Annotated in this window: 12 protein-coding genes; 5 read left to right on the top strand and 7 right to left on the bottom strand. The window is 48.8% G+C overall.

All coding sequences use genetic code 11. From position 1 onward, the window contains the following. Nucleotides 1-11 precede the first annotated feature (11 nt). From Q4Q57_RS16665 to Q4Q57_RS16655, 3 genes are all read left to right on the top strand, one after another. On the top strand, nt 12-1,667 hold the full coding sequence (locus Q4Q57_RS16665; RefSeq protein ID WP_311891443.1) for a cation:proton antiporter family protein: 1,656 nt from the start codon (nt 12-14) through the stop codon (nt 1,665-1,667). Nucleotides 1,668-1,962: 295 nt separating this feature from the next. After that, nucleotides 1,963-3,108, top strand: coding sequence for a galactokinase (galK, locus tag Q4Q57_RS16660; protein ID WP_311891442.1), 1,146 nt, complete (start codon nt 1,963-1,965; stop codon nt 3,106-3,108). A gap of 160 nt (nt 3,109-3,268) precedes the next feature. Continuing rightward, nucleotides 3,269-4,303: an aldose epimerase family protein gene (locus tag Q4Q57_RS16655; RefSeq protein WP_311891441.1), complete on the top strand. Its 1,035-nt coding sequence runs from the start codon at nt 3,269-3,271 to the stop codon at nt 4,301-4,303. 169 nt (nt 4,304-4,472) lie between these two features. On the opposite strand, the gene Q4Q57_RS16650 is transcribed toward Q4Q57_RS16655, so the two are convergent. Both Q4Q57_RS16650 and Q4Q57_RS16645 read right to left on the bottom strand, forming a co-directional pair. Then, nucleotides 4,473-4,877: a hypothetical protein gene (locus Q4Q57_RS16650; RefSeq protein ID WP_220591940.1), complete on the bottom strand. Its 405-nt coding sequence runs from the start codon at nt 4,875-4,877 to the stop codon at nt 4,473-4,475. Nucleotides 4,878-5,373: 496 nt separating this feature from the next. Beyond that, nucleotides 5,374-6,375 carry an NAD(P)H-quinone oxidoreductase gene (locus tag Q4Q57_RS16645; protein WP_311891440.1) on the bottom strand — a complete coding sequence of 334 codons (1,002 nt, stop codon included), beginning with the start codon at nt 6,373-6,375 and terminating at the stop codon, nt 5,374-5,376. Nucleotides 6,376-6,805: 430 nt separating this feature from the next. Here Q4Q57_RS16645 and Q4Q57_RS16640 point away from each other — a divergent pair, with 430 nt between their 5' ends. Continuing rightward, entirely contained in the window at nt 6,806-9,931 is a 3,126-nt protein-coding gene (locus Q4Q57_RS16640) for a M9 family metallopeptidase (RefSeq protein WP_311891439.1), read from the top strand. A 166-nt stretch (nt 9,932-10,097) separates the two neighbouring features. Here Q4Q57_RS16640 and Q4Q57_RS16635 read toward each other — a convergent pair whose 3' ends face one another. From Q4Q57_RS16635 to Q4Q57_RS16620, 4 genes are all read right to left on the bottom strand, one after another. Further along, entirely contained in the window at nt 10,098-11,915 is a 1,818-nt protein-coding gene (locus Q4Q57_RS16635) for a sel1 repeat family protein (RefSeq protein WP_311891438.1), read from the bottom strand. 183 nt (nt 11,916-12,098) lie between these two features. Beyond that, complete coding sequence (locus Q4Q57_RS16630; RefSeq protein WP_311891437.1) at nt 12,099-15,176, bottom strand: efflux RND transporter permease subunit; 3,078 nt, start codon at nt 15,174-15,176, stop codon at nt 12,099-12,101. Beyond that, nucleotides 15,176-16,408: an efflux RND transporter periplasmic adaptor subunit gene (locus tag Q4Q57_RS16625; RefSeq protein ID WP_311891436.1), complete on the bottom strand. Its 1,233-nt coding sequence runs from the start codon at nt 16,406-16,408 to the stop codon at nt 15,176-15,178. Before Q4Q57_RS16625 ends, Q4Q57_RS16630 begins: the two co-directional genes overlap by 1 nt. 294 nt (nt 16,409-16,702) lie before the next feature. After that, on the bottom strand, nt 16,703-18,058 hold the full coding sequence (locus Q4Q57_RS16620) for a leucine-rich repeat-containing protein kinase family protein (protein WP_311891435.1): 1,356 nt from the start codon (nt 18,056-18,058) through the stop codon (nt 16,703-16,705). A gap of 221 nt (nt 18,059-18,279) precedes the next feature. Here Q4Q57_RS16620 and Q4Q57_RS16615 point away from each other — a divergent pair, with 221 nt between their 5' ends. Beyond that, the gene (locus tag Q4Q57_RS16615) at nt 18,280-19,731 is read left to right on the top strand and encodes a LysM peptidoglycan-binding domain-containing protein (protein WP_311891434.1); all 1,452 of its coding nucleotides are present in this window, start codon (nt 18,280-18,282) and stop codon (nt 19,729-19,731) included. Between the two features lie 152 nt (nt 19,732-19,883). Here the strand turns inward: Q4Q57_RS16615 and Q4Q57_RS16610 are convergent, their stop codons facing one another. Further along, nucleotides 19,884-21,005, bottom strand: a complete 1,122-nt coding sequence (locus Q4Q57_RS16610; protein WP_311891449.1) for a sterol desaturase family protein — start codon at nt 21,003-21,005, stop codon at nt 19,884-19,886. Nucleotides 21,006-21,029 lie beyond the last annotated feature (24 nt).

Here is a 21,029-nt window from a genome sequence, read left to right as displayed (position 1 = left end):
ATTGGAGCATCATGGAACCCGGTATCCTCATTATCACACTCATCTGCGGCATGCTCGTCAGCCGTATAGGACTACCACCGCTCATCGGCTACTTAGTGGCGGGCTTTGTACTATTCGTCCTCGGGATAGATAAAGAAAGCCTGCCATTGCTGCAAGAACTCGCCAGCCTAGGCGTGACTTTGCTGCTGTTTGCTATTGGTTTAAAACTCGATATTCGTAGCCTGTTCAAGGCCGAAGTGTGGGCGGGTTCGAGTGTCCACTTAGTGCTCTCAATCGTGGTTTTTGTGCCTATTCTGAAACTCTTCGGCTTACTGGGTTTAAGCCAACTCACGAGTCTTAACCTTGAGCAACTGACGTTAATCGCCTTCGCGTTAAGCTTCTCCAGTACCGTATTTGCGGTCAAAGTGTTAGAAGATAAGGGCGACGTCCAATCACTCTACGGCCGGGTTGCCATTGGTATCTTGATTATGCAGGATATCTTCGCCGTACTGTTTTTAACAATTTCTAAAGGCGATGTACCTTCGGTATGGGCCTTCGCATTACTCTTACTGCCACTGGCTAAGCCGCTCATTTATAAAGCCTTCGACCGTGTTGGCCACGGTGAACTGTTAGTCCTTTTTGGTCTAGTGATGGCACTTGTGGTTGGCGCTTGGTTATTTGAATCTGTTGGCCTGAAACCCGATCTCGGCGCACTGATCATAGGTATCTTGTTGGCGGGCCACAAAAAGTCCTCAGAGCTGGCAAAATCCCTGTTCTATTTTAAAGAACTCTTCCTCGTCGCCTTCTTCTTAACCATTGGGCTCAACGGCTTACCTACGGTATCGGATATCGTACTCGCGGCGCTGTTAGTGCTGTTAGTGCCACTTAAAATCCTGCTGTTTGTTTATATTCTTACCCGCTTTAAGCTGCGTTCACGTACCTCTATGTTGGGCTCGTTCAACCTAGGTAATTTCAGTGAATTCGGTTTGATTGTCGCCGCCGTCGCCACCTATAAAGGTTGGTTACCTCCCGAGTGGCTAGTGATCATCGCCGTGGCATTAAGCTTTAGCTTTTTACTCGCCGCGCCGCTTAACGCTACCGTCGGTAACATCTATCAACGATTCCAACAGCGTTTAATCAAGCTTGAAAAACGCCCATTGCATCCAGAAGACAGACCGATCGCCATTGGCAATCCACGCTTCTTAATCTTAGGCATGGGCCGCATTGGTAGCGGCGCCTACGATGAACTCAGGGAGCAATTTGACGGCGAAATTCTCGGCATTGAGCACAAGCAAGACATAGTCGACTTACATAAAGCCAAGGGCCGCAACGTAGTACAAGGTGATGCCTCGGATACCGACTTTTGGGAGAAGCTCGACAGAGCACCGAATCTTGAATTAGTGTTGCTGGCCATGCCGCACCACGCGGGAAATATGTTTGCGGTCGAGCAACTCAAAAAACTGGATTATCAAGGCAAGATCAGCGCGATTGTGCAGTACAGTGACGATGCCGCGGCGCTTCGAGAGTCCGGCGTACACAGTGTTTACAACCTGTACGAAGCCGCCGGTGCCGGTTTTGTGGATCATGTGATTTACGAGCTGTTGCAAGACTCAGAAAAAAACACCGCGCAAGCGGAAGAAACAGCGCAAGTGGCTGATCCTAAGATTAATGCAGAGTCCAACAGTTAAGTGCCTGCTAATGCTGCATTGAATTAAAATCACGCCATAATAGGCCGCACAAACGAGCAGTAACCTCTTCTGCAAGTTTGTGCGGCATCCAACTAACTACTGACTAATCTTTACAAATCAATCGACTAGATAACGCACTGAATACGCTATTTTGACTTCCTATCACAGTATCGATTTTCTCCTTACAACCTATCGCCATTTCAGCAAAAAATCTCAGTTACATCACCGACTCAGTCGTGATATAAATCGATGACGGTAACGAAATTAGCTCAGCTTTTTTGGAATTTTTTACAGCATGTCAAACCCTGCGCAGCGCGCCACAAAGTTATTTGTCCAAACCTTTGGCACTAAAGCCGACGATTTATATCAAGCCCCTGGGCGCGTCAATCTGATCGGTGAATACACGGATTACAACGACGGTTTTGTACTCCCGGCAGCCATTAATTTTCATACAGTGATTGCAGTAAAACGCCGTGACGACACTAAGTTTCGTGCCGTTGCCGATGCCTTCCCCGGACAAATTAAAGAGTGGACCTTCGGTCAAGAAAACGACATGAACCCGCAAGATGGCTGGGTGAATTACCTCAAAGGTTTTACTGCGGCTATGGCGCAAACGGGTTTATTAGCCAAGGGCTTAGACTTAGCCATTGTGGGCGATGTGCCACTTGCGGCGGGGTTATCCTCATCGGGCGCCCTGGTTGTCGCCTTCGGCACTGCCATCAGTGATACCAGCCAACTGCATTTATCGCCAATGGCGGTAGCGCAACTCGCACAGCGCGGCGAGCACAGGTATGTTGAATCGGCCTGTGGCATCATGGATCAAATGTGCAGCGCTATGGGTGAGCAAGACCACGCACTACTGATTGACTGCTTAGATCTGGACAGTGAAGCCATTCCTATCCCAGAAAACCTAAGCCTTATCATCATAGATGCCCATATTGAGAAACAACGTTTAGCCGCCACCAATCAACAACGTCGCAATGAATGCGCCCAAGCGGCTGAATACTTTAGCTTAGATGCACTGCGTCACCTCGATTTACGTCGATTAGAAAGCGCAAAAGCCAATTTAGATGAAGTGTTATATCGCAGAGCGAAACACGTAGTCACAGAAAACCAAAGAACCCTAAGTGCTGCACGCGCGTTAGAGCAAAATAACATTGAAAAATTCAGCCGCTTAATGGCGGAATCCCATGTTTCACTGCGGGATGATTTTGAAGTGACACTGCCCGAATTTGATACTTTAGTTGAGATTGTCAGCCAAGTGATTGGCGAGCGTGGCGGTATCCGCATGACCGACGGCTGCGTGGTGGCTTTAGTCGATCATGAACTGACCGACGCTGTCGTTGCCGCTGTTGAACATGAATTTTTCGACAAAACCGCCATCGATGCCACTGTCTATTTATGTTCCGCCAGCGCTGGCGCGGGCCGCATAGACAATTAGCCAGAACGCGCTTAAAACAAAGAAAACCAATACAGTGACAACGCCGTCGATACCATACGAATTCATCGCTGAACTTTATAGTGTTGATGGCAAATAATAGGGTTAACATACTCATTTAACACAATAAGCAGTGAGCATATTCAACACAGAGGGAAGCTAAATGGTACGTTTCAGTGTTTTGGATCCTTGGGCCGATCCCCGCGGCGGCGAAATCGAACGGGTTCGGATCGACAATGGCATACTCGCATTAGAAGTCATCAGCTTAGGCGGAATTATCCGCGCTCTGTGGACCCCAGATAAACACGGCGAACGTGCCAATATCGTCCTTGGTTGCGACAGCGCCGAAGACTACCTGACGCAATCGGCTCACTTAGGCGCCATTGCTGGCCGTTTTGCAAATCGTATCGCTAACGGCAAAATGCACTATCAAGGCCAAGATTATCAACTTGATGTCAACCAAGCGACTAACTGTTTACACGGCGGCCGTGAAGGATTTAACCGTAAAAACTGGCACTTAGGCCAACTGCCCGATGGTGTGCGCTTGACCTTAATGAGTCCAGACGGCGACATGGGTTTCCCCGGTAATTGCACGGTTCAACTGGATTACCGCCTCGCAGGCAATAATCTCTATGTGGAGATCTTAGCCTCGGTGGATAAAGCCTGTCCCGTGAGCTTAACCCAGCACAGTTATTTCAACCTCGATGGTTCAGAGACCAATCACGAGCATTTGATGCAAATCGATGCCAAGCGTTATCTCACCATGAATGATGTCAGTGTTCCCACTGGGATTGCCGAGACGGCAGGGTCGATTTTCGACTTGAGTCAGCCGATACGCTTAGGCGACAAACTGCATGCCGCAGAACTCGCAAGTACGCGCGGTTATGATCACTGTTATATGATGAATGACCCCGACGGTTCACTCGCCCGCTTTGGCTGTTTAAGCAGTCCAGTGAGTGGTCGCGCTATGACGGTTTATACCAATCAACCGAGCGTGCAGCTCTACTGCGCTAACTTTTTAGATGGCACTGTAGGTCGCAATCAACAGGTATTAAATCAACATCATGGCGTGTGTTTAGAGCCGCAGATGCTGCCAGACTCACCGAATCAAGGCGAGCGCTTTGGTGATGATGTTTGGTTAGTACCTGGCAAGGTTTATCACCACATCAGCCGATATCAGTTCGATGCCGATGCGTAACCATTGCCTATAAAATAGCAATAAATTAACGGTAAATGGGGGCACGCTAAAATAGCGATGAATTGAGGTTAACACTCGGTTTCGCGGAAGGAAATAAAGCGATAAGGAATAAAATAAGCCCTATTTTATTCCTTACACTCACAGTGTTAGCCCTTAAGCCGACACTGTGTTAATCATCAAAATCATCGCCCCAATCATCGTCAAAATCCACGCCTACGGCATCGGATTCCACTTCTGGTTCAACTTCAGGCTTTGCCTTACGTACAGGCGCAGTTTCCTTCACGTTGTTTAGGTCAATACGAGCTTGATGCTTACTCATGAATTGAGCTCTAGCCGCCTTCCATGCACCACTAAACTTAGCCTCAGCAGCTTTTAACGCAGCCTCATCTAAGTCGTATAGGTTCACTTTGACTATATCTTCCACATACTCAATGATCGCATCACGATCGGTATTGTATAGGTAGATACGTCCTGGGGAGGCATCGGGCAGCTGGTTGTCATGGACGACAATCGCATTGCCTTTCGATGTTCTCAGCTCACCATACCAAACCTGTTTCTTTGCTGTGTTATACATATATGCTAATACCCTTAAATCAACACATACACTATGAGTTTTTTAGCCTGAATAAGCGAAGCATCGCTTGCTTTGATCCACGAATAGCGCCGGAAAGTCTCTGACGTTTTCAACTGGGTATTTTTACAGAATATTTCCGATAATCAATGCCTCATACCATGAAATTTTCACTAATTACGTATTAATTTCTGCCAAAGTACCCAAAAAGTTTAATCATTAACGACTTTAGTCTAAAAAATCGACGCGGCAAGTTTTATTCCCAATAAAAAGCAATCATATCGACTATGTTCGATGGGCTTAAACTTTGCAATTCGAAGTTGCCGTTCGAGGTTACTGCAAGGTTAAGCATCAGGTTTAACCATGACGATTTAACGACAGTCGCGCAAACGGCTATTTACCACTGCGTTACTCAGCCACACTTTTGCCTGAAAGATCGCAGACTGGCATCGAATGGCAGCGACCTAAACCAGCTCGCTGCCAAGCCAACGTGCCTAATCTAAATAACAGTCAGTACCACCTTGCCCCTGTGCTCACCCGACTCCATCAGCGCATGGGCTTTCGCGGCTTCGTCTAATGTAAAGGTCGCAAAAATATTCGGCACAATTTTATGGGCATTTAACAGTGGCCAGACTTTCTCAAATAATTCGGCGGCAATGGCGGCTTTAGCCTCCACGCTTTGTGGTCTTAGGGTCGACCCTGTCCACATAATACGTTTTGCCATCAGGCGGAAAATCTCGACTTCAGCCTTAGGCCCGCGCTGCATCGCCACCGACACCATACGGCCGTCCATCGCTAAGGCTTGTAAATCGAGGTTAATAAAATCGCCACCCGCGATATCAAAGACCACGTTCACGCCCTTATCTTGGGTGAGCGCCATGACAGGTTCAACAAAGTTGTGGGTGCGATAGTTGATGACTTCAGCGGCGCCAAGGCTCAAGCAATAATCGCGCTTCTCATCTTGCCCCGTCGTCGCTATCACTGTTGAACCTAAAGCGCTGGCGAGTTGAATGGCCGTACTACCAATACCGCCCGAGCCGCCATGGATCAGTACCGTCTCGCCCGCTTTCAGTCCCGCACGCATAAACAGGTTGCCCCATACGGTGAAGAAGGTTTCTGGCAGCGCAGCGGCCTGCACATAACTAAAGCCCGTTGGGATAGGCAAACAGTGGGCGGCATAGGTGAGCGCATACTCGCCATAACCCCCGCCCGGCACTAAGGCGCAAACCTTGTCGCCGATTTGCCATTGGCTCACGCCTTCACCTAGGGCGCAAATATCCCCCGCGACTTCAAGCCCAATAATCGGTGATGCACCCGGTGGTGGTGGATAAGCGCCCACCCTTTGTTTGACATCGGGGCCATTCACTCCAGCTGCATGTACGCGGATCAACACTTGACCAGCGGCGGGGACAGGCAGAGGCGAGCGCGATAATTGCATCACCTCGGGGGCACCGGGTTGCTCAACATAGATATGGGTGTATTCGCTTGGTAAAGCTGACATAAAAGCTCCTTTGGAATGGCATCGACCTCATCGCAGATTGCTTGGCGGTTCGAGTGCTTACAGCGGAAAGTGCATATAACCTTAATGCGGCTAAGCTAGCGCAAATTCAAGCCAAATAGCCACTCTTATTCAATCAGGCATTTCATAAGGTGTGGAGTCCCACAGACTCAGCTTCCGGGGCAAACACATTTAGCAAAAGCTGAACCTAAGCTGAACAGAAAAGATGTATAAAACAAATTTACAGATAAATACTAGATATATTAAAAACTTACAGCCATCATTTGAACGCATTATTTGCTAGCTGCGATGTTTGTCGCGCTATTGTTATCACGCAAATAATCCAATGAGGTTTGATGCAAGCTTAGGTTCCACGCATCAAATAACGCCCAAGGAAGATCTGCTTTGCAGACTAGATAACTACGGATACACAATGAAAAACACACTGCTCTTCGCAGCTATTAGCTTAGCTTTTGCGACTCCCACTCTCGCCCATGACACTCATACGAGTCACCCATTAGGCAGCAACACACCCAGCAATCCACAAGCGCAACCCGCACCACGACCACCCTCGGCGCCCATTAGCCAAATAGAATCCCATAGACCGCTACTGCGGGAGACGCCATTGATGGCATCCCCGAATGAGCCAACTATGACAGAACAGACAATGACAGAACCGCCTAAGATCCATTCACGCAAGAAGCGAGAAGTATCTGAGCAACCGCCACTTAAGTTACAGAGTCGCAGCGCCGCACTGCAGAGCAATGACTGCAGTGACTTTGTCGGTAAATCGGGCCAAGCCCTAGTGGATCAATTGAGCCAATCGACACCCGAATGCGTCGGTAAGCTCTATAGCCTCAAAGGCAGTAGCGCCACCGCGCTGTTTAGCGAGGCCAATGTGATCAGTGTCGCCAACGCCATAGCCACTAAAGCCAAGGACTACACTGGGGTCGATGTTCAGCATCTTGAATCGCATATTTACTTTGTCCGCGCCGCCCTCTATGTGCAGTTTTACAGCCCAAATGATGTGCCCGCTTACAGCAGCGCCGCTAAGGCCAGCTTAAAATCGGCCCTCAACGCTTTATTTGCGAACGCTGCGATTTGGACTGTATCCGATGACAATGCTGGCGTGTTGAAAGAAGCCTTAATCCTGATTGACTCTGCCGAGCTCGGCGCCGATTTTAATCATGTCACCATAAAAGTGCTAACGGACTACGACGCTAACTGGCAAGCCAGTTTCGCCATGAACGCCGCAGCAAACTCAGTGTTTACCACCTTATTCCGCGCCCAGTGGAATGATGACATGCAGGCGCTGTTCGCTCGTGACCAAGGCATTTTAGATGTGCTGAATAACTTCCAACTCGAACATCGCGACTTGTTAGGCACCAATGCTGAGTATCTGTTAGTCAACTCAGTCAAAGAGTTATCTCGGCTGTATTACATTGATGCCATGCGCCCGCGAGTGACTCAGCTAGTTAAAAACATCCTCAGCAGCACCAGTAAAACCGAACCGAGCAAAGTGCTTTGGTACGCGGCGGCAGAAATGGCCGACTATTACGATCGCAGCCATTGTAACGATTACAATATCTGTGGTTTTAAGGCGCAGCTAGAGGCCGATACCCTACCGTTCAACTGGAAATGCTCCGACAGTCTCAAGATCCGCGCCCAAGATCTCTATCAAGATCAAGCCAAGTGGGCCTGTGATGTGCTGACCAGCCAAGAAAGCTATTTCCACAGCAAACTTGAAACGGGCATACAACCTGTAGAGCAAGATAACAACGATGACTTAGAGCTAGTAATCTTTGGCAGCTCGTCTGAGTATAAATCCTTAGCCAACAGTATCTTTGGCATCAATACCGACAACGGCGGCATGTACCTTGAAGGCTCGCCCGCCGGACTCAAAAATCAGGCGCGTTTTATCGCCTATGAAGCCGAATGGCGCACGCCGGATTTCCATGTCTGGAACCTGCAACACGAATATGTGCACTACCTCGACGGGCGCTATAACCTGTTTGGTGACTTTAGTCGCGGCACGTCAGCCAATACTATTTGGTGGATTGAAGGCCTAGCGGAATATATCTCTTACCGTGACGCAAACCCAGCGGCGATTGCCATGGGCGAAACCGGTGAGTTCATGTTGTCGACCATATTCAAAAACAACTATGAATCGGGCCAAGACCGCATCTATCGCTGGGGTTATCTGGCGGTGCGCTTTATGTTTGAGCACCACAGAGACGATGTAAGACAGATTCTGGCCTACCTACGTAGCGACCAATACGCTGAATATCAAACCTTTATGGATGGTATCGGTACACGTTACGACAACGAGTGGCAAGGTTGGCTCGCCAGCGGCTTGAGCACGGCTGACGATGGCATTGTCGATAAAGGCCCAAGTGATGTCGATGCTGAGCCCAGTGGCCGTGAAGGTAATTGGACTGGCCCTGCGGGCACTATCAGTAAGGATTACTCTCCTTGCCAAGTAACGAACGAAGCCTACCGTTACACTGAATCGGCTAGCCTGAAAATCGATGTGCCGATGGAATGCATCGACTCCAAACTCGGTCGCGCCAGTTTCAGTTTTACTAATACCGATCGCTCGGCCCAAGATCTGTGGATCAAGATTGGCGGCGGTTGGGGTGATGCCGACATTTATTTCGATTCTAGAGGCTGGGCAAGCCCAGAACAAAACCAAGGCGCGGGGATCGGCAATGGCAACTATCAAGTCATTAAAGTGCAGTTAAACCCTGACGAATATTGGCACTACATTACCTTGTCGGGGGACTTTGGCGGCGTCGATATGCAAGTCAGCACCACAGAACTGTTCGCTGATGTCGATCCCGATCTGGGAGATGGCGGCGTGGATCCTGAGCCACCAGCAAATTGCGGTGCAGTGACCTTAGATTACGGCCAGCTCACCCTAGGCAAAAACGAGTGTATCAGTGGTGGACGCAACAGCTTCTACTTCTGGGTTGAGGAAGATAATAGCCAGTTCACCGTCACCACTAAGGGCGGTTCTGGGGATGCCAATCTTTACTTCAATGCCAGTCAGTGGGCCGACGCCGATAATGCCGATGCCAAGAGCACCCAAGTGGGTAATCAAGAGTCGCTTAGCTTTAGTGCCAATCGCGGCTGGCGTTATATCACAGTGGACACTGCCACTGAGTTTAGCGGCGTCACTCTCACCCTCAATGCTGGTGCAAGCAACACGCCTACGCCAGCTCTAATCGCTAATGCCTGCAAAACGCAATCGCCCTTGAGTCATGGTGAGCTGAGTTCAGGCAAAGCCATCTGCACCGCCGATGGCCGCAGCGATTACTATCTTTGGGTGCCAGAAGGTACGAGTCAGTTAAGCATCAACTCGGCCCATGGCAGTGGTGATGTGAGCCTGTTTTCGGGGACAACGTGGGCCAATGCTCAACACTTCGATGCAGCGTCTGTCACGCCTGCTAACACTCAAGAAAGTATCACAGTCGATGCGCCAAGCCTGGGGTGGTATTACATCACAGTGCAGAGTGAACCCCAGAGTTCGGGTGTCGCACTGCAGGTTGATTTACGCTAGTTGGCTGTCGTTGCTTAAGCCAGAACGTTTAAATCTGCTTATTTAACTCTAGCCACTTAACACTAGAGGCTTAAATCAAGCAGCTGAATAAATAGCAAAATCCCTGCCATGGCAGGGATTTTTATTGGCTAAATGCTAACGAATACTCTTTTATATAAACATGACGTTATAAGCGCATCTCTTCAAGCACTTGCACTCTGTCCTTGGCCTTTGCTTCATAGTCGTTTGAAAATCGCTCTGCCATTTCAATGCTCTGCCGATAAAGCGTTAACGCTGTTTTCGCATCGACCGCGCCGCCCTCGCCTTTATCTAATAAGGTTGCGAGCTGGAAGTATGCATTGCCTAAAATATCCGCCTGCAAACCTTGCTTAGCACCCAGCGTCGTCACTCTTGCTAACCAGTAGCGCGCGTTAACCGCATCTCGATGGGTTTCCGATAACAAGATATTGGCAAGATCGGCTGCGGCGTAGAGATCCCGCTCGGCGGCAATCTGCCAAAACTCCGCACCCGCCGCAAAATTATCTGCCAAATAGTAATAATCGCTGGCCGCCGCATGGGCCAGTTCAGGCTTAGCCTTCACGCTCAGACGATAATTTTCCAGCGCGGCGTTAGCATCAAAATACGGTGAATAGGGTAACACTTGATAGAAAGCCATAAGGCTGCTTGCCTCTGGCATTCCTTGGTCAACTAATTGATTTAACTGCTGCCACGCTTGCGTTTCTCTAACCTTATCTTCACCCGTATTAACGAGGCCACGCTCAATAACCGATAAAGGTAAACGGATTAACTCAAGCTTTGCCGTGTTATCACCAAAGCTTACGGCGCGCTCCAGCCAATAGGTTTTTTCATCATTTCGCCCCGCGTAACCGGCTTGATCTCGCATCCAGTGCAAGGCTTCAATATCGCCCGCCTCTGCGGCTTCGCGGTAATACTTTAGCGCCTTAGCCTCGTCCTTAGGCAAGGCGTGCCCAAGCTCATAGATACGCGCCAATAAGCGCTTATCTTCGGCCTTGGCACTTTGAGCTAAGGTCTTGATTTGTGATTCAGGTTTACCATAGGCATACAGTTTCACATCACCGTTAGTATAAGCATATTGAGTACCGTCGGGATACTTCACCTCAACCGTATCGGGCTGATACCAGACATCGACCTCGTAATGCTCGGCAATCTGTGGATTAAAGTTCACCCGCATCACCGCCTCCTCACCGCGCCGAACCGCTTGAGTATACGGGCTGGCCCAAAGGCTAGAAGTGCGCTGCAGGCTACTCTTCAGCCGTGCCTCGAAGGGCTTATCTTCCTCTGGATAATGAATAAAAACCGGATAGTAAACTGGCGCTAACGATAACGGTGTGGTCGCCAGCAGTGAGTTGTCTGCCTCACTGCCTGCATGAATAGGATCGATATTAAGCTCATGACTTAGATAAAAATCATCGTGGGATGACACTTGAGTCGGCAACGCAGTTTGGCTGGCAGCCTTAGATGCATCTACCGAAGTGCGCTGCAACTTGGCGAGGTAATCCCGTTGCAGCGTTTTAGCTCTCTGCCACAGTGGATGGTTTGGCAGTATAGTCACATCGAGCATTAAATCCTCAAGCCGCCACTGACAATCACCGCCGCCATTTAAGGCTAAGGGCAGCAAAAAATCACTCGCTTTGCTACCACTGCTAATCACTTGCCGCAGCACTGAGGTTTCTTCGAGTGTGGCGCGATAGGGATTGGCAAGATCGCCACTGGGAAAACGGATTTCCTTGCGGGTACAAATCGAAGAGGCGTAATAACCGACCAGTTCTAATTGCGTATTGGCGGGCAACACACCGACAAACTCGAAACGCTGGCTGTCCGCCGGCGCCGTCACTTGATCGACCGGTAACTCACTGCGCAACAAGGACTGCCAAAAAGAGGCCATGACCGGAGAGGCAAACATCAGCCCAGCCGAGCAAGCCAGATACAGGGGCGCCCGATGAAAACACTGTAACAAACTCATAATGCCAGCTCTCCGTCGCTGATGAGGCCACTCGCACTCAACACTCTCTCAAATACTGCAATGATCACTCGACAAAAAAATTAAGCCAACGCGCTTAGCTATTGGCTTAAATCATAACGTATTTATAGGCAAGTTGAACCCATGGAGTGGATCTAGGCTCGATCAACCCCAACCAACCTGCGACTAAGCTTTAGCACTGCGCAGCCCAGCAAGCACATCCTTAGCTTTGAGTTCGGCCATAGCGACATAGGCCACAGGCACCACAAATAACGAGAAGAAGGTCCCCGTCATTAAGCCTCCGACTAAGACTAAGCCTATGTTGGCTAACCCTAATGAACCAGGCCCAGAAGCCAGCGCTAAGGGAATGGCACTTAAAATCATGGTTAAAGAGGTCATTAAAATCGGCCTTAAGCGCGATTTAGCACTGCTGAGCGCCGCCTCAATAGCACTCAAGCCTTGGTCCTGTTGCTTATTGGCAAACTCCACCAGTAAGATGCCGTGTTTAGTCACGAGTCCCACTAAGGTTAATAACCCTATCTGCGAGTAGATATTCACGCTCTGGCCAAACAAAGCTAAGGTCAGCAGCGCGCCAACAATACACAGGGGCACAGTCAGTAAGATAATTAAGGGATCGACGAAGCTTTCAAACTGCGCGGCCAAAATCAAATAGATAAACACCAGTGCCAGCAAAAATAACGACTGAGTCCCCGCCTGCGAATCCATTAAATCTTTCACTACCCCATTGTATTTAAAGCCTTGGGCGTCATTGAGCAGCGTTGGCAGTTGCTCGTCTAAATAGGCTTTAATTTCATTGGTGGAATAACCGGGCATAATATCTGCCGTCAGCTCGGCGCTATCAAGGCCCATAAATGTCTTAATGTTCGACTCTGCCGTGGTCTGCTTAATCGACACAAACTGCGATAACGGCAATGCTTGCCCCGATTCTGAGGTGACGTACAGCTTATTCAATACTTTGAAATCACTGAGCTTATCTAAGTTTACTTGCACTTGAATGGGATAGGTAAAGCCATCGGTGGCATGTAAGTCCGCCGCCTTGACTGAGCCAAGGAAGGTAGAAAGCGCATTCGTCACATCGCCATAGCTGACGCCAGAGAGGATAATGGCGTTGCGATCGATAGACAGATCGTAGCGCAGCTGATCCCTCAGCACTGAGTTACCGACGTTGTTCAGCCCTGGATAATCCTCGAGTAACTTTTGCACTTTGGCGGCGGTGTTGTTCAGCTCATCCTTATTGCGATCTAAGGTCGTTAACTCTAAGCGCAGATTATTGGCAATACTGAGGTTATCCGCCGAGCGAATGCTAAAGGACATGTTGTAAGCAGAAACGCTCTCCTTCGATTTAGTCATCAAGTCGCTGATCACCTCATCTATCCCCTCGCTGCGCTCACCCCAAGGTTTGAGCAGCACATGGTTTACTGGCTCGCCCTCGATGTAAGACAAGTTCGCTCCAACGGCAGAATGCTCGTCCATCACGCCATTAAGCTCAGCATTATGGTTCAGATGATACTGGCGACCCACACCCGTTGGGCCATTGGACGCCACATCAATAAAACCAGAATCTTCCGCGGGTAAAAGTATTTTCGGCAGCTGCCAGTAGGCTATGCCCGCAAGACCGACAAGCACCACTGCCGCGCCGAGCATTAAACGCTTACGACCGAACCACTTATCCAGCTCTTTGATATACAAATCATTTAACTGCTGCAGCGCATGCTCGACTCGGCTAAACCATTTAGGCTGCTGCTCAGTGGTATTGATAAGATAGGCGCTCATCATAGGCGACAAAGTCAACGCCACCACACCAGAGATCATCACGGCGGCGGCCAAGGTGAAGGAGAATTGCCGAAACAGATCGGCGGTTAACCCCGACATGAGTCCTATCGGCAAATACACGGCGGCGAGGGTTAAGGTCATGGCAATGATAGGGAAAATGATTTCCTGACAGCCTTTAATCGCCGCGTTAAAAGGGGTTTCACCGTTTTCGATATGGCGATAGCAGTTTTCCACCACCACAATAGCGTCGTCCACCACCAGACCTATGGCCAAGATTATCGCCAGAATAGTGAGCACATTGATGCTAAAACCCAGCGCCGACATCACGGCAAACACGCCGATCACACACACAGGAATGGTAATGATCGGGATTGACGCCGCCCGCAGGCTACCTAAAAATAACACCACAATTAAGGATACTAAGATCACCGCCTCAATCAGCGCGGAAAAACCTTCGTCGATGGAAGCCTCGATAAAATCGGCCTGATTGTAGGCCAAGGTCATTTCTAACCCTTGGGGCAAATGCTGCTGCATGCGCGCAATTTCGGCCTTAATGTTCGAGGCCACAGTCACAGGATTAGCATTACTCAAAGGTAAAATTTGCAGCGACATGGCACTATGTCCGCCAATGGACAACAGACTCGGCGACAGGCTTTCTTCGCCCATCACCACATCGGCGACATCGGCCACACGGATGATCTTGCCCTCGCTGACCTTGATCACTAAGTCCTTCACATCATCGAGCGTTTCAACTTGATTCAAAGGGTTGATCGAGAAATCCCGTGACTTACCTTTAATCGCCCCCGAGGTGAAGCTGGCATTGTAAGAACCTAAGGTGCCCACCACATCGGCGGCCTTAATGTTCAGCGCCTTCATCTGCTCGGGGTTGAGCCAGACTCTAACCGCCTTTTGTGAGCCGCCATAAGGCCCCCACACGGCGCCAACACCTTGCACTTGTTTGAGCTGCGGCACTAGCTGCTGGCTAATGTAGTCGTACATGGCCTGCTTTTCCATGCCACCCGCGTTCACAAAGGTAATGATATTACTGGCAGCATCGGTAGCCGAGGTATCGTCGGTGACGGTCGGTTTATCTATCATGCTCTGGGGGAAATCGTTAATCCCTTCGACGCTGCTACGCAACTTATTCATTAAGTTGGTGTATTCGATATCGCTGGTATCGTCATTGAATTTAATGGTTAACGAGCAGCGACCTTCGCTACAGTCGGTCGACATAGTATCGACCTTGTCTATGCCCGAAGCCGCCGCAATTAACTTATCGGCCACATTGCTCGACATAAAATCGGCGCTCGCCCCTGCAATCGATGCATTCACAGATGCCGAGTGGGTGGTGTGCTCAGGAAAATATCGGATATCGAGTTTTTGAAAGGCAATCAAGCCCAGTAACACTGCCATGATGCTGAGCACGGAGGCGAAGATAGGATGGCGAATACAGACTTCGGGTAAACGCATTATTCGGCCCCCTCAGTGCTGGGCTCAGCGCTTAGCGCTACGGCCGCACCAGAGTTAGCACTGGAGACAGTGGCTTTATCTGCCGCGCTTTTGTCCTGAATGACTTTGATCTTGCTATCGGCCTTGAGGTTTTGCATACCCGTTTTAACCACGAGATCGCCTTCGGCTAAACCCTCGGTTACAACCGCATAGCCATCATTAGTGTTTTGCGCGAGTTTAACCACTTGTTTTACGGCGCTATCGCCGCGCACTAACCAGACAAAGCGTTCGTCATTATTGGCGATAATTGAATTTTGCGGCACTAATAAGTGTTTAATATCATTGCTGTAGAATTGCTTAATATTGGCGAACATACCGGGCGCCAGTTTGAACTCAGGGTTATCGAGGGCGGCGTGTACCTCAACTCGTCCTGAACTTTCATCCACCGCAGGGGCCACATAGTTAACTAACCCATTGAACACCTTATTACCATAGGCTTCAACGGTGACATTCACCTTCTGGCCTTTTTGTGCCTTACCTAAATCCTTCTGGCTAATGGCATAATGGACTTCGACCGGATTTAAACTATAGAGGGTGACTAAGGCGGTACCTGCGCCAATTTGGCTACCAATGGACTGGCTAAAGCTTGTTAGCTGACCGTCGAAGGGGGCTTTGATCAAGTAGTCGTTCATGGTTGCTTGTTTCTGACGAAAATCGGCATCAGCCAGATTCACATTTTCCCGCAGTTCATCCACATCTTGCTTGGAGAGTGCAAATGGCTCTTTGATTAACAGGTCTTCAATCCGTTCAAGCTTTGTTTTTGCCAGTGCTAAGGTGCTTTTGGCCTTGTCTAAATCTGCCTTGGCCTTAGTGTTATCTTGCTCGGCAATCACTTGACCCTTCGTCACTTTGTCGCCGTTACTAAAATGGATAGCACTGATTTTTTCACTGGCATTAAAGTTGAGGATCGCCGAGTCGATGGCGTTAATTTTACCGACTTCGTTGACCACATCGGCAAAGGCAGTTTCTTGAATGGCCTCAACCGTCACAGGGATAACGTCGATCTTATCCGCCGCTGATACAGCTATAGGGGTTAAGGTGAAAAGACTCGCCAGTAGAAACGTCAAAGGCGCGATTAAGGGCGCCTTTGGGAGATGATGGGGGCTTTTTAATGAAATATCGCATGCACTGCGTGCTCGTTCAGTCACTCTTTGTATAAACATCGTTTGTGTAAACAGCGTTCGTGTAAACATAGTATGCAAACCTATTGTTCTTACTATTCAACGGACATCCTATCCGACAACAGCAAACCGGATTGAACCCAAGACTAATACCCAGTCCTCCAAAGTGCTTATTCAGCAATTTGAGGTTATTTGGGTATACAGCCTATAGGCATAATCCCTGTCAGTGCCAGTAAAAATACTGTTACACATTCAAACAAAACAATGAGTTAACGAAAAACCTAATCGACAAAACTTAAATCACACAAAATCACACAAACCACAACAAACTAGAAACAGATGTAAAATCAGCCTGTTAGCAAGCCACTATTTGCCTTTTAACAGGGCTTCGATGGCCTTTTTCACCTCTGCAAAACAGGGGCGCTGAGTCACATCTAACTGCATGCACTCATCCTTAATCGCACTCAACTTTCTATAGTGTTCAGGGCCAATCGAGGCACTCACATAGGCTGATGCATCCACATAGGCCAACAAATCTTCAATCAAGCAGCCCAGCGCGCGCACTTCAATCGCTTCCATTGCCAAGCGCTCTACTGTAGACAGATTGCGTAAATTGGATGCCGCACCAAAATCACCAAACAACAGGTTCATCTGTTGATTAACCATAATGTTATGGGCGTAGACATCGCCATGGCTCACTTGCTTAGCGTGCATGTGCGCCATCGCATCGGCGAGTTGGAATGCCATCATTGCCACCTCATCAAGGCTGAACTGGGTATCGGCATGGAAAGTATCGCGGGTGCAACTTGCTAAGCTTGGCGGTAAGCCTAAATTGCTAAACCCTGGCGGGATAAGCTCCATCACTAAGCCCAATTGATCTTTTTGGCTGATGTGCGCGACCACCTTGATAAGGCTCGGATGATCTCCCGTTGTGAGGCAGCAATCTAACTCGTCGGCGGGATAACCATCGCTCGTCACTTCACCCTTAAAGAGTTTTACCGCAATCTGCGATGACCCCGTCGCGGCGACCATGGCCTGATTCAACCAATCACCACGGTAAATCACCCCAGAGGCGCCTTCACCCAGTTTTTCTGCCAACTTAATATCATGCAGAGTCACATTTGCCACAGTGGCCACATCGGCATGGGGATCGATTAAGGTATGGCTGAACGGATTACCCGCAAACGCGAGCCAAGTTAACTTAGGCAAACCCAATAGCCAAGCTGGCAGCGCTTGCAGTTGATTGGCCGATAGGCGCACTAATTCTAAGTTACGGCAATTGACCATAGACTCGGGCAAAGCCGTTAACCGGTTGCCCGCTAAGGCTAATTTTTGTAGACGAGGTAAATCGCCCATAGCCGCAGGCAAGGTCTCGATTTGGTTATCAGTAAGTATGAGCCAGCGGGTTTGTAGCGGTAACGCGGCGGCAGTCACAGTGCGGATTTGATTCGCCTTAAAGCCAATCATCTCTAAACTTTCACAGCGTCCTAATGCCTCGGGTAAATGCTCGAAGCGGTTATTAGAAGCAAAGATGATCTTTAAACGCGATAATCGGTACAGGTCCTCGGGCAAAGCATTCAATTGATTATTCGATAAATCGAGGATTTCGAGGGTATCGGCTAAGTCAAAAATCTCCCGCGGAAACTCGGTTAACTCCTCGACCAATTGTAAACGCGTGATCCCTTGTAACTGCCCTGCTCTTAACTGCGCTAACGTCTGCACTTTGCTACCCAAGTCAATGAAAAATCGCCGCTATGGTAGCGCATTAATGGCTAAAGCTAAACGCAAGATATCCAGCCAAAGGGCGGCACAATCGGCGCTAAACGTGCGTTAAGCGGGCGCTGCAAATAGGGGGAAACCGTGGGGGAGCTATCCAGAAACGCGAAAACAGATTAGCATGTGCACCAATATGGAATGCCCAGTTAACTCATCACAGGACAATCATGCGGAAACATTTTCGCCAAACGCACTCTTTTACAGTGCTAATGCTGGCCATGTTTGTGGCCCAATTGAGCGGTTGCGCGACCACGTCGGCAAGCCCATCAACCACAGAATTCAATGCCCCAGCAAATGATGTGAGTAACGCTAACGACCACTCGCCACAACACCAGCAGCACACGCCACCCGCTGTGGTTGAGCAGTACAGCGACGTTTGGGAAAAGATCCAACACGCCAATACCATTGACGTACATGACGATGCCGAAGTACGCAAACAGCGTAACTTTTTCGATGATAAACAGAAATTTATGAACCAAGTCGGCGAACGCGCCGAGCCCTTTTTGTATTACATCGTCAGCCAGCTCGAAGCCCGTAACATGCCATTAGAATTGGCGTTATTACCCATAGTCGAAAGTGGTTACAATCCACTGGCACAGGCAAACGGCCCAGCTGGACTGTGGCAGATGATCCCCGCCACTGGGCGTAATTTTGGCTTAACGGTTAATTCTGCCTACGACGGTCGCAAAGATGCGCTGGCCTCAACCGATGCCGTGCTCGACTATCTACAGCATTTGTACGACACCTTAGACAAAGACTGGATCAACGCCGTCGCCGCCTACAATACCGGTGAATTGGTGATTAAAGCCGCCATCGACAAGAATAAAGCCAAGGGTAAACCAACGGACTTTTGGTCACTGGGCATTCCGGCCAAACGCGTACAAACTGTGCCTAAGTGGCTGGCCTTTATTCAAATTATTCGCGCCCCTAATCATTACAATCTAAAAGTACGGCCGATAGCTAACCGCCCTTTCTTGGATAGAGTCCCTGCGCCCAATGGCGTAGATATCGGCCAAATCGCCAATGCGGCAGGGCTGAGCAAGGCAGAATTTAAAACCTATAACCCGGGCTTTCGCCAAGGCGTGATCCCGAGCAAAGGCAAATATCAGATCGCCTTACCGCTGGAAAACATAGGCCAATATCAAGAAAATCACGACAAACTCTACGCCCAAAAACGCTATGACAGCCAAAGCTACATAGTTAAATCCGGCGACAGCCTAGGCACAATCGCGGCTAAGTTTGATACATCAGTCAAAGCATTAAAACAGGCTAATAATCTGACCTCTGACCGCCTCAAAGTCGGCCAAGAGCTCACACTATTAACGCCAATGGCGGCCAATGACAATGCGCCTGAACCCGCTAAAGCCAACACTAAGGCCGATAGCAAAGTCAGCAGCAAGTCATCGACTAAAGCAAATGCCAGTGGCACTAAAGCCACCAGCTCAAAATCGGCCGACAAACCAGCGGCAAAAGCCAAAACCTATAAAGTGAAATCCGGCGATTCACTGGATAAAATCGCCCGTAAGAATAAGGTCAAACTGGCTGATTTAATGAAGTGGAACCAGCTCAATAGCAAAAGCATTATTAAGCCAGGTCAAGAACTGAAAATCAGCGAATAACGCTTACGGCGTTAACAGCAAAAAGCCCATCAAAGCGCGAATTAAAAACGCTGTGTTGGGCTTTTTTCTGTCCCACTCTTACAGGAAGAGTCACTTGCGAACAACCACTTCAAACCCATCTTTTAAAATAAGTCGCTTCAAATACAGCGCTGCTATTTTGTGTCTTTCTTCGCTAAACCGAGGGGATACAATTGCTGCTTAAACATGCCAACAGGCATGTAATCGCCAACGACACCATATCGCTCAGGCCACTCTTTCTGACCTCGAACGGCGGTTCCAAATAAGTAATCTAAAAATGAAAAGTGGGCAGCATAGTTACGATCGATGGCCGCCTTATCGGAAGCATGATGCCAATGGTGAAACTGCGGGCTGACGATCAAGTAACGTAACCAACCGAAGTTAACTTGGACATTGGCATGATTAAAGACCGCCTGCACGCCAACGATAATCACATAAATACTGATGATGTCTTTAGAGAATCCCAAGATAAAAATCGGCGTGAGCACTAAACAACGGGTAGCAATCAACTCAAACATATGTTGCCGAGATCCCGCCAACCAATCTAAATGCTTGGCGCTATGGTGCACTGAATGGAAGCGCCACAGGAAAGGAATTTCATGATAAGCGCGATGCGCCGCATATTGCATTAAATCGGCGACCAATAAGATCAACAGCAGTTGCAACACAAAGGGCAGACCCGCGATAAAGCTTTGCACTGTGCTGGAAATGGCCCAAGAAAAGCTCGACTGCACAAATTGGTTTGCCACCAATAATACAAATCCAATCGCTAAATGATTCACCAGAAAATGATTTAAATCCCCTTGCCACTCGGGTCTCAATATTGCCTGTTCTGGTTTATGGGGTAACCATTTCTCGATAAAAATGAAAATTAAGGTTGAGCCTAATAAGTCTAAAATAAACCAATCCAAACCCAGTGAGACCTTATGATTGGCAAAAGGCTCGACCTCGACTTGATGGCCACCGAAGGCGATCGCTAAGCTCACAAATACCCAAGCCACAAAGCCGAATCGTTTATTTTTATTTCGAATAAAATTTAATAAACCTAAGCTGCCCGACACCACTAAGGCAACAAATATCAAACTGCGAATAATATCGACGTTATAACTTTGGCGTAATTCGGGGGTAGTCAGGTATTCAGGGAAATGAAACGCCAATACACCTAAAAACGATAATATGGCTAACATGCACGCTATGGTGCCGCTAATACTGCCTTCACCAATTTGGAAATGGCCATCTTTAAATCCTTTGCTAATCACAGTGAACTCCTTTTCCTATGC

The sequence above is a fragment of the Shewanella sp. SP2S2-6 genome, from assembly GCF_031931965.1.
In the GTDB taxonomy this organism is placed as follows: domain Bacteria; phylum Pseudomonadota; class Gammaproteobacteria; order Enterobacterales; family Shewanellaceae; genus Shewanella; species Shewanella baltica.
The sequence above is the reverse complement of the archived record's forward strand: the minus strand, read 5'-3'. Positions and strand labels throughout refer to the sequence as shown.